The organism is Actinomadura sp. NTSP31 (genome assembly GCF_041951385.1).
Classification (GTDB): Bacteria; Actinomycetota; Actinomycetes; order Streptosporangiales; family Streptosporangiaceae; genus Spirillospora; species Spirillospora napierensis.
The window spans coordinates 595,883-609,273 of record NZ_JBGNUT010000001.1 but is presented as its reverse complement, the minus strand read 5'-3'; the positions used below and the strand labels follow the sequence as shown (position 1 = coordinate 609,273).

General features: G+C 76.3%; 14 protein-coding genes. 9 read left to right on the top strand and 5 right to left on the bottom strand.

Annotation, left to right across the window (positions count from 1 at the left end):
- The first annotated feature begins 89 nt into the window (after positions 1-89).
- From ACA514_RS02520 to ACA514_RS02505, 4 genes are all read left to right on the top strand, one after another.
- Positions 90-956 (top strand): alpha/beta fold hydrolase, encoded by an 867-nt coding sequence (locus tag ACA514_RS02520; RefSeq protein ID WP_375039312.1) that lies wholly within the window; start codon positions 90-92, stop codon positions 954-956.
- A 71-nt stretch (positions 957-1,027) separates the two neighbouring features.
- Positions 1,028-2,011: a GlxA family transcriptional regulator gene (locus ACA514_RS02515; RefSeq protein ID WP_375039311.1), complete on the top strand. Its 984-nt coding sequence runs from the start codon at positions 1,028-1,030 to the stop codon at positions 2,009-2,011.
- 107 nt (positions 2,012-2,118) lie between these two features.
- Positions 2,119-2,481, top strand: a complete 363-nt coding sequence (locus ACA514_RS02510; protein ID WP_375039310.1) for a hypothetical protein — start codon at positions 2,119-2,121, stop codon at positions 2,479-2,481.
- Positions 2,482-2,566: 85 nt separating this feature from the next.
- Positions 2,567-2,944 (top strand): hypothetical protein, encoded by a 378-nt coding sequence (locus ACA514_RS02505; protein ID WP_375039383.1) that lies wholly within the window; start codon positions 2,567-2,569, stop codon positions 2,942-2,944.
- A gap of 134 nt (positions 2,945-3,078) precedes the next feature.
- On the opposite strand, the gene ACA514_RS02500 is transcribed toward ACA514_RS02505, so the two are convergent.
- Positions 3,079-3,990: an NERD domain-containing protein gene (locus ACA514_RS02500; protein ID WP_375039309.1), complete on the bottom strand. Its 912-nt coding sequence runs from the start codon at positions 3,988-3,990 to the stop codon at positions 3,079-3,081.
- A gap of 309 nt (positions 3,991-4,299) precedes the next feature.
- Between ACA514_RS02500 and hrpB the strand changes: the two genes are divergently transcribed.
- The gene (gene hrpB, locus ACA514_RS02495; protein ID WP_375039308.1) at positions 4,300-6,891 is read left to right on the top strand and encodes an ATP-dependent helicase HrpB; all 2,592 of its coding nucleotides are present in this window, start codon (positions 4,300-4,302) and stop codon (positions 6,889-6,891) included.
- A gap of 6 nt (positions 6,892-6,897) precedes the next feature.
- On the opposite strand, the gene ACA514_RS02490 is transcribed toward hrpB, so the two are convergent.
- On the bottom strand, positions 6,898-7,662 hold the full coding sequence (locus tag ACA514_RS02490) for a TetR/AcrR family transcriptional regulator (RefSeq protein ID WP_375039307.1): 765 nt from the start codon (positions 7,660-7,662) through the stop codon (positions 6,898-6,900).
- Positions 7,663-7,755: 93 nt separating this feature from the next.
- Here ACA514_RS02490 and ACA514_RS02485 point away from each other — a divergent pair, with 93 nt between their 5' ends.
- Together ACA514_RS02485 and ACA514_RS02480 are read left to right on the top strand one after the other, a co-directional pair.
- A complete protein-coding gene (locus ACA514_RS02485; protein WP_375039306.1) occupies positions 7,756-8,748 on the top strand; it encodes an ATP-binding cassette domain-containing protein in 993 nt (330 codons plus the stop codon).
- A gap of 5 nt (positions 8,749-8,753) precedes the next feature.
- Positions 8,754-9,605, top strand: a complete 852-nt coding sequence (locus tag ACA514_RS02480) for an ABC transporter permease (protein ID WP_375039382.1) — start codon at positions 8,754-8,756, stop codon at positions 9,603-9,605.
- On the opposite strand, the gene ACA514_RS02475 is transcribed toward ACA514_RS02480, so the two are convergent.
- Genes ACA514_RS02475 through ACA514_RS02465 form a run of 3 tightly spaced genes read right to left on the bottom strand, consistent with a single transcriptional unit; the run spans position 9,602 to position 11,560 of the window.
- Entirely contained in the window at positions 9,602-10,306 is a 705-nt protein-coding gene (locus ACA514_RS02475; protein ID WP_375039305.1) for a hypothetical protein, read from the bottom strand. The two genes, ACA514_RS02480 and ACA514_RS02475, sit on opposite strands and share 4 nt — an antisense overlap.
- Before the next feature lie 43 nt (positions 10,307-10,349).
- Positions 10,350-11,075: an anti-sigma factor family protein gene (locus ACA514_RS02470; RefSeq protein ID WP_375039304.1), complete on the bottom strand. Its 726-nt coding sequence runs from the start codon at positions 11,073-11,075 to the stop codon at positions 10,350-10,352.
- Positions 11,072-11,560, bottom strand: a complete 489-nt coding sequence (locus ACA514_RS02465; RefSeq protein WP_344283200.1) for a sigma-70 family RNA polymerase sigma factor — start codon at positions 11,558-11,560, stop codon at positions 11,072-11,074. Before ACA514_RS02465 ends, ACA514_RS02470 begins: the two co-directional genes overlap by 4 nt.
- Positions 11,561-12,113: 553 nt before the next feature.
- Here ACA514_RS02465 and ACA514_RS02460 point away from each other — a divergent pair.
- Together ACA514_RS02460 and ACA514_RS02455 are read left to right on the top strand one after the other, a co-directional pair.
- Positions 12,114-12,806: a hypothetical protein gene (locus tag ACA514_RS02460; RefSeq protein WP_375039303.1), complete on the top strand. Its 693-nt coding sequence runs from the start codon at positions 12,114-12,116 to the stop codon at positions 12,804-12,806.
- 126 nt (positions 12,807-12,932) lie between these two features.
- On the top strand, positions 12,933-13,361 hold the full coding sequence (locus ACA514_RS02455; RefSeq protein WP_375039302.1) for a PPOX class F420-dependent oxidoreductase: 429 nt from the start codon (positions 12,933-12,935) through the stop codon (positions 13,359-13,361).
- Positions 13,362-13,391: the final 30 nt, after the last annotated feature.

Here is a 13,391-nt window from a genome sequence, read left to right as displayed (position 1 = left end):
ACCGGTCCTGCCCGGCGGCCCCGCGCGGACGCCCGTCCGGCGTTCAATCGGCCTTGACCGGGGACGGAACGCACGGAAGGCACAGGCGGATGACGGAATTCGTGACTCTCGACGGCGGGCGGATCGCCTGCGACGTGACCGGCGACGGGCCGCTGGTGGTGCTCTCGCACGGCATGGGCACCGGACGCGGCGACTACCGCCGCCTCGTGCCGTTGCTGGCCGGCGCCGGCTACCGGGTGGTGAACACGGACATGCGCGGGCACGGCGAGTCCAGCCTCGGCTGGCCGTCGGTCACGGGGAAGGCGGCCATCAGCCGGGCCGACGTCGCCGAGGACCTGCTCGGGGTCGTCCGGCGCTTCGGCGGGCCCGCCGTCATCGTCGGGCACTCCCTGTCCGGCGGCGCGGCCACCATCGCCGCGGCGCGGGCACCGGAACTGGTCGCCGCCATCGTCGAGATCAACCCCTTCACCAGGAAGCAGCGGCTGGACGCCGGCGCGCTCCTCACCGTCCGGCGCTACCGGCGCGGCATCGCGCGCCTGATGGGGACGCTGGTCCTGAAGTCCCCGCGGATGTGGCGGAGCTACCTGAACGTCGCCCATCCCGGCGCGACGGACGAGGACCGCCGCCACATCGACGATCTGATGGCGGCGCTGCGGCGGCCCGGCCGCTGGCAGGAGTTCATGAAGGCCGGCAAGACCGTTCCGGCCGACGCCGAGGCGCACCTTTCCGGAGTGCGGTGCCCCGCCCTGGTGATCATGGGTGCGGAGGACCCGGACTTCGCGGACCCGCGTGCCGAGGGCGTGGCGGTCGCGGCCGCCATGCCTCCCGGCGCCGGCCGGGTCGCCGTCGTCGGCGGCGGGCACTACCCGCACGCGCAGTCCGCCGACCGGGTCGCCGGGCTGATCGTCCCGTTCCTGCGGGAGCACGCCGGCAGGCGGCTGCGCCAGGCCGGATGAACGGCCCGGCACGGCGCCGGAACGGGCACCTCATGGACGAAATGTCGCCCGATCACGGTCATGATGGAGACGTGTCCGCGCCTCGCACCGTCGTCCTCGTGGTCTACGACGGCATCCAGCTGATCGAGCTGGCCGGTCCCATGGACGTCATCGGCGCCGCCAACACCGCGACCGGGACCACCGCCTACCGTCTCCTGACGGCGTCGCCGCGCGGCGGCGTCGTCACCGCCGACGGCGGCCTGCCCGTCCAGGTCGGGCACTCGCTGCGGGAGATCGCGTCCGGCGGCGAGGAGATCGACACCCTGATCGTGATCGGCGGCACGGGCGTCTTCGAACCGGCGGTGTCCGCCGAGGTGGTCCGGGAACTGCCGGCGCTCGCCCGGCACTCGCGCCGCGTGGCCTCCGTCTGCGCCGGCTCGCTGCTGCTCGCCGCGGCGGGGCTGCTCGACGGCCACCGCGCGACGACGCACTGGGACGCGGCCCGGCTGCTCGCCGAGCGCTTCCCGCGCGTGCTCGTCGAACCCGACCGGATCTACGTGCGCGACCGCGACCGGTGGACCTCGGCGGGGGTCACCGCCGGCATCGACCTGGCGCTGGCCCTCGTCGAGGACGACCACGGCAGCGAGGTGGCGCAGCTGATCGCCCGCTGGTTCGTCGTCTTCACCCGGCGCGGCGGCGGCCAGGCGCAGTTCAGCGCGCAGCTGCGCGCGCAGCCCGCGCGGACACCGGCGATCCGCGCCGTGCAGCAATGGCTGCCCGACCATCTCACCGAGGATCTGAGCGTGGCCGCGCTCGCGGGGCGGGCCGGGATGAGCGAGCGGGGGTTCGCCCGCGCCTTCCGCGCGGAGACCGGCGGCACGCCCGGGGCCTTCGTGGAGGGCCTGCGCGTCGAGGCGGCCCGGCGCCTGCTGGAGACCACGGACCTGACCGTCGGCGCCATCGCCAGGATGGTCGGCTACAAGCACGGCGAGACGCTGCACCGGGTCTTCTCCCGGCACCTGGCCACCACCCCGGAGCGCTACCGGCGGCACTTCTCGACCGGCGCTCCTACCTGACCGCGACCGGTGGCGGGCCGAGCACGGGGCGCCGCCGGGGCCGGGCCGGGGGCGGGGGCTCGCGGCCGGATCGCGGTTGCTCTACAGCCGGTAGTACTCTCGTGTGCGTGACGACCGCCCTGGCCACCGTGATCATCGTGGTGGCGCTGATCATCGCCGTGTACGCGCTGGTGACGGCGCTGCGCGGGCGCGCGATGGGCCTCCCCGACCTGATCGGGCTCGGGGTGCTGGAGGTGCTGCTGATCGCGCAGGCCGTGGTCGGGTTCGTCAAGCTGTCGGGCGACGGGGGGCCGGAGCATCCCGCCACGTTCATCGGCTACCTGCTGGCCGTCCTGCTGATCCCGGTCGCGGGCGCCGGCTGGGGGCTGCTGGAGCGCAGCCGCTGGGGGTCGGCGGTGCTCGTGGTCGCCGGCGTCGCCGTCGCCGTCATGATCGTCCGAATGAACCAGCTGTGGAGCGGCAGTGCCTGAGCCCGACACCGGCGTCACCGGCGAACCGGCCGCCCGCCCCGGCGGCGAGCGCGTCCGCACGGGCACCGGCAGCGGCCCCGGCCGGCTGCTGGTCGCCGTCTACGCGATCTTCGCGCTCGCGGCCGGTGCGCGCGCGGGCGTGCAGATCGGCACCAAGTTCTCCGACGCGCCGCTGGCCTACTCGCTGTCGGCGTTGGCCGCCGCCGTCTACGTCCTGGCGACGGTCGCGCTGGCCCGCGGCGGCCGGACCTCGTTCCGGGTCGCCGTCGCCGCCTGCTCGGTGGAGCTGGCCGGGGTCCTGGCGATCGGCACGCTCAGCCTCGTCGACCGCTCGGCGTTCCCGGACGCCACGGTCTGGTCCGGATACGGCGAAGGGTACGGGTTCGTCCCGCTGGTGCTGCCCGTCATCGGGCTGCTGTGGCTGCGCCGCACCGCCCGCCGCGCCCGTCCGGCGGACGGCTGACCCCTCCACCCACCCTGCCGGCCAGGGGGCGGCGGACCGCGCGCCCGCCCGTCCCGCGCCGGTTCCGGCGGGCGCGCGGCGCTCACCCGTTCCCATCATGATCATCGGCCCTCGGGCGGTGGCGGCGCGCGCCGTCACGCCGCCGTCGTGACCGCGCCGCCCTCGCCGGCCTCGGCCTGCTCCGTCCGGCCCTCCTCGGCCTCGGGCCCGGGGGACGGGTCGGCCGTCAGCGGGGCGGAGGCCGCCGGTTCCGCGGCGGCCGCGGTGACCGGGGCGGCCGCCGGGGGAGCGTCGGTCATGGTGCGCCCGCCGATCGGCAGGGCGTGGACGGCGGCCCGCGCGATGGCCTCGACCTCCTCGGCCGAGTGGTCGGCGGACGGGTTGCGGTGCATCCAGCGCACCAGCCGCAGCGGCCGGGCGAACACGATCCCGTCGGCGGTGAACGGCGCGCGCGCCAGCTTGCCGCCGTGCACCGCCAGCACCGGCGTCACCGTCACCGGCGCGCCGTACCGCTCGGAGATCAGCCTCCCGGCCGCCTCCGCCCGCGCTGTCAGCCCGCCCACCAGCTTGGACTGGGTGCGGCCGTTGACGAACAGCCGTCCGCCGTGCCGGTCGATCTCGGCGTCCGGCGCCCACGCCTCGTTGTGCACCAGCCACACCCCGCCGGGCCCGACGACCAGCTCGTCGGCGTTCTCGTGCCCGGGCACGACCCGGCCGTGCAGCACCCGGTGGCCGCGCCGTTCCAGCGTCAGCCGCAGGATCCGGTCCATCCGCTCCACGCCGCGCCGCCCGAGCCGCCACACCCGGGATGCGTTGTAGAGGCGCCAATGCACCAGCGCGTCCGCGGACGCCAGCAGAACGGCCACCACGACTCCGAAAACAGCGTTCACCAGCATCCCGCACAGCACCAGCGCCGCGACCGCCAGAAATGCGCGGGTCCGCAACCGGCCTTTTCGGCCGCGCTGCCAGAGCTCCTCGTAAACCGCCTGGGGCGAACCGCCGGTGAAAGCCTCCCGGCCGCGGATGTAGATGGATTCGCCGAGCATCCCCAACCTCCAGCACCTGCGACGACGACCTCATTATGGCGATACCCGGCCGATTGTCGCCACACGTGGCGCGGTGATGGAAACCAAACGGCAAAGCAACCTCGGGAGCCCGTAGCATTGCTTACCTGGTCTTTTGCGGGGGTTGGTGCGCCGATTCCCGGGAGAACTTTGCGCCATTATGGGCGAATGATGAAACGCTCGATGCAAGTATCACCGTAACCCGCACGGCGCCTTTCATCGCGGTGGCATTTCTCACATGGACGGTCACCCGCGGGCACCGGTACGGTCGTCTGCCGCCACACTGGACGGATGCATCTCAGCGCCGCCGAGGACCTGCCGGTCCGCCATGCCGTCCCCGGGCTGCGCGCCGCGCTGGCCGCCCGCGGCGCCGCGGTCCTCGCCGCGCCGCCCGGCACCGGCAAGACCACCCTCGTCCCGCTCGCGCTGGCCGGCCTCGCCCTCACCGCCGGCGCCCGGCAGTCCGGCGGCCCGGCTCCCGGCGGCCGGGTCCTGGTGCTGGAGCCGCGCCGGCTGGCCGCGCGCGCCGCCGCCCGCCGCATGGCCTGGCTGCTCGGCGAGCGCGTCGGCGGCAACGTCGGCGTCACCGTCCGCGGCGAGTCGCGTCCCGGCTCCCGCGTCGACGTCGTCACCACCGGGGTGCTGCTCCAGCGCGTCCAGGACGATCCCGAACTCGCCGGCGTCGGCACGGTGATCCTGGACGAGTGCCACGAACGGCACCTCGACGCCGACACCGCGCTGGCGTTCCTGCTGGACGTCCGCGCGGCGCTCCGTCCCGACCTGCGGCTGGTCGCCGCGTCCGCCACCGCCGACACCGGCCCGTGGGCCCGGCTCCTCGGCGGCGGCGACGGCCCCGCGCCCGTGGTCGAGACCGAGGCCGCGCTGCACCCGGTCGAGGTGGTCTGGGTTCCGCCGGCGCGCCCCGTCCCGCCGCCGCACGGGATGCGCGTCGACCCCGCGCTGCTGGCCCACGTCGCCGACACCGTCCGCCGCGCCCTCGCCGAACGCGACGGCGACGTGCTGTGCTTCCTGCCCGGCGTCGGCGAGATCGCCCGCGTCGCCGGGCGGCTCGCCGGCGTCCCCGCCGAGGTGCTCCAGGTCCACGGGCAGGCGCCGCCGGCGGTGCAGGACGCCGTCCTCGCGCCCGGCACCGGCCGCCGCGTCGTCCTCGCCACCTCCGTCGCCGAGTCCAGCCTCACCGTCCCCGGCGTGCGGATCGTCGTGGACGCCGGCCTGGCCCGCGAGCCCCGCACCGACCACGCCCGCGGCCTCGGCGCGCTCACGACCGTCCGGGCGTCCCGTGCCACCGCCGACCAGCGCGCCGGACGCGCCGGGCGCGAGGCTCCGGGCACCGTCTACCGCTGCTGGACGCAGGCCGAGCACGACCGGCTGCCCGCGCGCCCCCGCCCGGAGATCGAGCTCGCCGATCTCACCGGCTTCGCGCTCCAGGCCGCCTGCTGGGGCGACCCCGGCGCGGGCGGCCTCGCGCTGCCCGACCCGCCGCCGCCCGCGGCGATGGACGCCGCCCGCGACGTCCTGCACGCCCTCGGCGCCGTCCGCGACGGCCAGGTGACCTCGCGCGGCCGGCGGCTGGCCAGCGTCGGCCTGCACCCCCGCCTCGCGCGCGCCCTGCTCGACGGTGCCCGCGAGGTCGGTGCCCGCGACGCCGCCCAGATCGTCGCCCTGCTCTCCGAGCCCTCGCCCCGCGCCGCCGGTGACGACCTCACCGCCGCCTGGCGCGCCCTGCGCGGACGGGCCCGTCCGGCCGACGCCCACGCCGCCCGCTGGCACGACGAGACCCGCCGCCTCCGCAAGGCCCTGGCCGGCGAACCCCCGCCCGCGCCGCCGGGCGCCGCCAAGGCCGCGCGGGGCAGCGCCGAGGGCGGAGCGTCCGCGGGGAGGGCGTCGGGCGGTGGCGGCGACGACCATGTCGCGGGCCTGGTGGTGGCGCTGGCGTTCCCGGAGCGGGTCGCGCGGGCCCGGGCGTCCGGCGGCGGGTACCTGATGGCGTCCGGGACGGGGGCGGTGCTCGCGGACGGGTCGGCGCTGGCGGGCGCGCGTCCGGAGTGGCTGGCGGTGGCGGCGGCGGACCGTCCGGCCGGGTCGGCGTCGGCGCGCGTCCGGCAGGCCGTCGTGATCGACGAGGACGTGGCGCGGGCCGCCGCGGCGCCGCTGCTGGAGATCGCCGAGGAGGTCGCCTGGCGGGACGGCGACGTGGTGGCGCGGCGGGTCGAGCGGCTCGGCGCGATCGAGCTGGACGCGCGGCCGCTGCGGGATCCCGACCCGGAGCTGGTGCGGGCGGCCCTGCTGGACGGCGTGCGCGCCGAGGGGCTCGGGCTGCTCACCTGGACGCCGGCGGCCGTCGCGCTGCGCGAGCGGCTGGCGTTCCTGCACGGCGCGGTGGGGGAGCCGTGGCCGGCCGTCGACGACGCGGCGCTGCTGGAGCGGGCGCCGGAGTGGCTGGCCGGGGCGCGGCGCCGGTCCGACCTGAGGCGGGTCGACGTCGCGGGCCTGCTGCGCGGCCTGCTGCCGTGGGAGGCGGCGTCGCGGCTGGAGGAGTACGCGCCGGAGCGGATCGAGGTGCCGTCGGGGTCGCGGGTCCGGGTCGACTACGGGCAGGGCCGGCCGGTGCTGGCGGTGAAGCTGCAGGAGCTGTTCGGGTGGGACGCGGCGCCCCGGCTCGCGGGCGGGCGGGTGCCGCTGGTGGTGCACCTGCTGTCGCCGGCGGGCCGCCCCGCGGCCGTCACGGCGGACCTGGCGACGTTCTGGCGCGAGGGCTACAAGGCCGTCCGGGCCGAGCTGCGGGGTCGCTACCCCAAGCATCCGTGGCCGGAGGACCCCACCGCGGCGGCGCCCACCCGCCGCACGAACCCGCGCCGCTGACGGCGTTCAGGCGCGGGCGTCGACGAGGGTCTGGATGCCGTCGAGGATGCGGGCCAGGCCGAACTCGAAGGCGTGCGCGGGGCCGACGGCGGCGTTGTGCTCGCGTCCGGCGACCTCGCCGACGCGGGCGCTGAGCGGGTAGTCCCTGCCGCCGGTGTCGATCCGCGCCAGCAGCGGCACGAGCGCCTCCCACCACTGCGCGTCGGTCATGCCGCTGCGCCGCTCGGCCTCGGCGGCGTTGACCGACACGCGTGCCGAGCTCTCGGCGAAGCCGGTGACGAGCGCGACGACCGAGTCCATCTCCAGGTCGGTGAGGCCGATGCCGTCGACGGCGCGCAGCTCGAACTCGTACTTGCCGAACACGGCGGGCCCCATGGGCGGGCGGACGGCGGCGACGTGCAGCAGCCACGGATGGCGGTGGTAGAGGTCCCAGTTGTCGCGGGCGATGTGCTCCAGCTTGGCGCGCCAGCCGCCCGGGACGCCGTCGGCGGGGGTGAGCTCGGCGAACGCGCGGTCGAGCATGACGTCGATCAGCTCGGCCTTGCCGGGCACGTAGGTGTAGATCGACATCGGCGCGACGCCGAGCTCGTCGGCGATGCGCCGCATCGACAGCGCGTCCAGCCCGTCGGCGTCGGCGACGGCGATCGCGGTGCGGACGATCCGCTCGGCGGTGAGCTTCGGCTTCGGGCCGCGCTTGGGCCGCTCGGGCACGCCCCACAGGAGTTCCAGGCTGCGCCGGGGGTCGCCGCCTCCGCTGTACTCGGTCGTCACCCGTGCATCCTCCCAGGGATGAAACTCTGTACGACGTACGTTATAGTCGCCCGGACAGTTAATCCGTATGGCGTACGGAGTTTCGGGAGACCCATGACAGAGCCACACTTCGCGGTCGACGCGGCCGGGCTGCGCAAGACCTACGGCGCCACCGCCGCCCTGGACGGGCTGGACCTGCGGGTGCCCGCCGGCACCGTGCACGGCCTGCTCGGCCCCAACGGCGCGGGCAAGACCACCTGCGTGCGCGTGCTCGCCACGCTCGCCCGCCCGGACGGGGGCCGCGCGGCCGTCGCCGGGCACGACGTCGTCCGCGCCCCGGACCGGGTCAAGGCCCGGATCGGCCTGGTCGGGCAGCAGGCCGCGGTCGACGAGCTGCTCACCGGCCGGCAGAACCTCGCCATGTTCGGCCGCCTCCACCACCTCGGCGTCCGCCGGGCGCGGCGGCGGGCGGACGAGCTGCTGGAGCGGTTCCGGCTCGCCGATGCCGCCGACCGTCCCGCGGGCGGGTACTCCGGCGGCATGCGGCGCCGCCTCGACCTGGCCGCCGGGATGATCCTCGCGCCCGCCGTGCTGTTCCTGGACGAGCCCACCACCGGCCTCGACCCGCGCAGCCGCATCGAGGTGTGGGACGCGGTCCGCGCGCTCGCGGGCGACGGGACGACCGTCGTGCTCACCACCCAGTACCTGGAGGAGGCCGACCGGCTCGCCGACGCGGTCTCGGTGGTCGACCGCGGCCGGGTGATCGCCGAGGGCAGCCCGGACCGGCTGAAGTCCCGGCTCGGCGGCGACCACCTGCGGATCGTCGTCGAGGACCCCGGCGCGCTCGCCGCCGCCGCCGAGATCGCCCGCCGCGTCGCCGGCGCCGAACCGGAGGTGGACGCCGACGCGCTGACGGTCACCGCGCCCGTCCTCAACCGGGTCGGCGCGCTCACCGGCGCCGTCCGGGCGCTGGACGAGGCGGGCCTGCGCGTCGCCGACATCGGCGTCCGCCGCCCGACCCTCGACGAGGTGTTCCTGCACCTCACCGCCGGCCCCGCCGCAGGACGCGACGCGACGGCGAGCGACGACGAGGAGGTACCCGCGTGACCGGGCTGCCCTACACCCCGCTGCCGCAACCCCCGCTGCCGCACACCCCGCACACCCCGCTCGGGCGGCTGCGCTGGGCCGCCGCCGACGGCTGGACGCTCACGCTGCGGGCTCTCGCCCACCGGGTGAAGCGCCCCGAGCAACTGGCCATGAACCTGCTGTTCCCGGTGATGGTCGTGCTGATGATGGGCTACCTGTTCGGCGGCCAGATGGAGGTCCCCGGCACCGACTACCGGGCGTTCCTCATCCCCGGCATGTTCGCGATGACGATGGTGTTCGGCGTCGAGAGCACCTTCACCGCGATCGCCGTCGACGCCGCCCGGGGCGTGTCCGACCGGTTCCGGTCGATGCCGATGGCTCCGTCGGCGGTCGTCGTCGGGCGCGGCGCCGCCGACCTGGCCGAGTCGCTGCTCGCCCTCGCGGTCATGGCGGTGTGCGGGGTGCTGATCGGCTGGCGCGTCCACGACGGGATCGCCGCGGCGCTGGCGGGCCTCGGCCTGCTGCTGCTCCTGCGGTTCGCGCTGGTGTGGGCCGGGGTCTACCTCGGCCTGGTCGCCAAGGGCCCCGAGTCCGTCACGATGATCCAGATCCTGGTGTGGCCGGTCGGGTTCCTGTCCAGCGCCCTCGCCGCGCCGAGCACCATGCCGGGCTGGCTCGGCGCGATCGCCGAGTGGAACCCCATGTCGGCGACCGTCACCGCCTGCCGCGACCTGTTCGGCGACCCGTCCCTCGCCGCCCTGTCGGGCGACTCGTGGGCGGCGCGCCACAGCGTGCTGCTCGCGGTCGCGTGGCCGCTGGCGATCACGGCGGTGTTCTTCCCGCTGGCCGTGCGGCGCTACCGCGCCCTCGGCCGCTAGCGGAGCAGCCCGGCGCGGTGGCGGGCCAGCGCCAGCGCCGGGTAGCACGCCTCGGGCAGCGGTTCCGTGCCGTTCAGCGCGGTGCGGAGCCGCTCGCCCACGGCCTGCGCGTCGTAGGGCTGGACGACGCACAGTTCGGCCTGCATCGCCTGCCGCGCCGCCGTCATCAGCGCCGGTACGTCACCGACGATCACGACTTCGGTGGGGGAGCCGCCGTAGGTCAGCCGGACCGCCAGCGCGTGCATGCCCGCCGTGCCCGCGCCCTCGTAGCGGAACTCGCAGACCAGCCGGTCGCCGTCGAGCGGCCCCTCCTGGATCAGCCACGCCTGGCCGGGGACGACGCGGCCGAGCATGCCCTCCCACGGCGCCGCCGGAAGGTCGCGCAGCGCGTCCGCCGCCTTGCCCGCGGCGGTGCGTCCCACCTGCGGGCCGATCGCGGCTAGCGCGCGCAGGAACGAGCGGGCGCCGGGCGTCGCGGCGGCCCGCAGCGACATGATCAGGTCGCCGAGCGCGGCGCGCCGGCCCGCCTCGTGCGGGGCGGCGGCCTCCAGCGTGCCGAGCTGCGCGGACGTCCACACCTCGGCCTGAAGCGCCCCGGGCAGCGCGGGCAGCGCGTCGGCCTCCCGGACGAACGCCGCGTAGGCCTCGCGTAGGCCGGGCAGCATCAGCCGGGGGCCGGGAGACGGTCGGGTCCTGCTCATCCGACCAGCCTATGGGACGCCTCTCCGTGACCCCCGTCACACGTCAGGCGGGGACGGTCAGCAGCGTCCGCGCGCCGGCGCCCAGCGTCCGGACCTCGAACCGCTTGATGTCGGCGGGCTTGACCGCCGCGCCGCCCTGCACGGTCAGCCGCGGCTGCGGCGACCCCGGCAGCCCGTACCCCTTGCCGGGGACGGACCAGCCGGCGACCGTGTGGGCGCGGCCCGCGCCGTCCACCGCGACCAGCTCGCACTCCAGCGGTCCGCGGACCTTGCTCAGCTGCAGCGCGACGCGGCTGCCCCACGGGGTGCCCTGCATCGCGACGGTCCCGGACGCGCCGGTCCCCGCGTCGGCGGCGGTCATCCGCCGCCCGTCGCGCAGCAGCGCCGCGGCGCCGTCGGCGCCGCCCGCCGTGCGCGCCGGGGCCGGGTCCTTGTCGGCGCCGACGGTGTACCCGGTGCCGACCGCCCCGCCCAGCAGGACGAGCCCGGCGGCGGCGCCCACCAGCGCCCGCGTCGTGCGGCCGCGGCGCTCGCGCCGGATGCGGCGGCGCAGCAGCTCCGGCACGGGCGCGGGCTCGGGCAGGGCGCCGGGCGTCTCGGCGATCGGGCCGATGCCGTCCAGCGTCGCCGCGACGCCGCTGAGCGCGGCCAGCTCCTCGTGGCAGGGCAGGCAGGTCGACAGGTGCGCCTCGAACGCGCGCCGGTCCGGCTCCTCCAGCAGGCCGAGGGCGTAGGCGCCGACGTCGACGTGCGCGGTCGGCGCGGTCACGGCGTCACGCCCCTCTCCTCCAGGGCGACGCGCAGCGCCCGGAGCGCGTAGTAGACCCGCGACTTCACGGTCCCGACCGGGATGCCGAGGTGCCGGGCCGCCTCGTTCACCGACCGGTCCCGGAAGAAGGTCTCGTTGAGCACCTCGCGGTGCGCGGGCGACAGCGCGAGCAGGGCTTCGGAGACGACGACCGAGCGCAGCAGGTCCTCCAACCCGTCCGGGACGCGCATGTTCTCCAGCGGTCCCTCGCCCGCCTCCTGGGGCCGGGCGTTCTTGCGGCGCTGGTCGTCGATGACGATCCGGCGCGCGACGGTCGCCAGCCACGGCAGCAGCGACGCGGCGTTCTCGTCCAGCTGGTGCGCGCTGCGCCAGGCGCGGATCATGGTCTCCTGCACCACGTCCTCGGCCCAGTGCCGGTCGCCGCCGGTGAGCCGCAGCACGAACGACAGCAGCGGCCGGCCGTACACCCGGTACAGCTCGTTCACGATGACCTGGTCGTCGACCGCACCGGCGGGCCTCGGGCCGCGGAACCAGCTCCACGGGCCGGCCGCGGCGGGAGGGCGCGCGCGGGACGGCGCTGCGGTGGACGATCTGTTGGCCATCGTGCTCTCCGGCGGGTGCGGGGGCGGCGACGCGGCGGTCGGGGAGGGGCGGTGCGTCGGGTGTCACGTCGGGAGGCAGTACGCGACGGCGGCGACGGCCGGTTCAAGGGAGACCGGAACCCGGGGCGAACGCAGGACGGAAAGCGGGGCGGACGCAGGGCGGAACACCGGCGGCGCAGCCGTTTTGGCCTGGTTATTCCGGTAGCGCACTTACTGGTTCGCTAGGTATTACTTACTCCAGGGCGCCGACGGCGCCGCCGTCCCGTCCAAGTGACCGTAAACGGCGTCACAGGAGAACGGAGGAGGCGACGCACGACCCCCCTTTGACACCGGACCACCGCGGCGATCCTCCATCAGGCAACACTCACTCCACAGTGGAGCGAATGCGGGGCAACCGGCCCCACGATTTGCTCGGAGGACGAGGGGCGGACACGGAGTGGAAGGGAACGAACGACACCCGCTGCACTACCGCCTGCTGATGGCGGTGGACATCCAGGGGTACAGCAAGCGCGACACCAGCGAGCAGCTGCTGGCCCAGCGCCAGCTGTCGGACGCGCTGGACCGGGCGGCGCGCGGCGTCGGCCTCGACCGGTCCCGCTGGGACAAGCAGGTCGGCGGCGACGGGGAGCTGGCCACCCTGCCGGACGGCATCGACCCGGCCCCGGTGGCGGGCGACTTCGTCATCGGCCTCGCCGGCGCGCTGCGCGAGATCAACGCCGCGGCGCTGGACGCGGGCGCCCGGTTCCGGCTGCGGGTGCGGCTCGCGCTGCACCACGGCACGCTGACGGCCGGGCCGTTCGGGCCCGCCGGCGACGCGCCGATCGTCGTCCAGCGGCTGCTGGACGCCGGGCCGCTGCGCCGCCTGCTGGCCGACGACGCCGACCGCGACCTGGCCTACGTGGTCTCGGACTCGCTGTTCGAGGACGTCGTGCGGACCGGGTTCTGCGCGCTGCGCCCGGACGCCTTCACGGCCGTCAAGGTCACCGCCAAGGGCACGGTGTTCCGCGGCCACATCCTCACCGGCCGGACGGCGGCCCTCGCCACCGGCGGCGACGAGCAGGGCGGGCCCGCCGGGGACGGCGCCCCCGGCGCCCGCGTGCTCGACTTCCCGGCGCTCGCCGCGCGCTGACCGCGGCCGGGCGCCGGTCGCCGGCCGGTGTCGCGGGCCGGCCGGTGTCGCCGGCCGCGCTCCCGGGAAGTGATCGTGACCGGGCGCCGTTGTGCCCTGCAGAAGACGACGACCGGGAGGCGGACGATGGCGGACGACGCGGCGCTGGCGAAGCTGCTGGAGGAGCGCGACCTCGGGGTGCTGGCCACCCTGAAGCGGGACGGGCGGCCCCAGCTGTCCAACGTGAACTACCACTACGACGCGGCGGCCCGGCTGATCCGCGTCTCGATCACCGAGGACCGCGCCAAGGCCCGCAACCTGCGCCGCGACCCGCGGGCGAGCCTGCACGTCAGCGCGCCGGACGGCTGGTCCTACGCGGTCGCCGAGGGCACCGCCGAGCTGACCGCGGTCGCCGCCGACCCGCACGACGCGGCCGTCGAGGAGCTCATCGAGGTGTACCGGGCCATCGGCGGCGAGCACCCCGACTGGGACGACTACCGGCGCGCGATGGTGCGGGACGGGCGCCTCGTCGTCCGCCTGCACGTCGAGCACCTGTACGGGATCGCCCGCTCCTGACACCGCGGGGCCGGGCGCCACGCGCGCCCG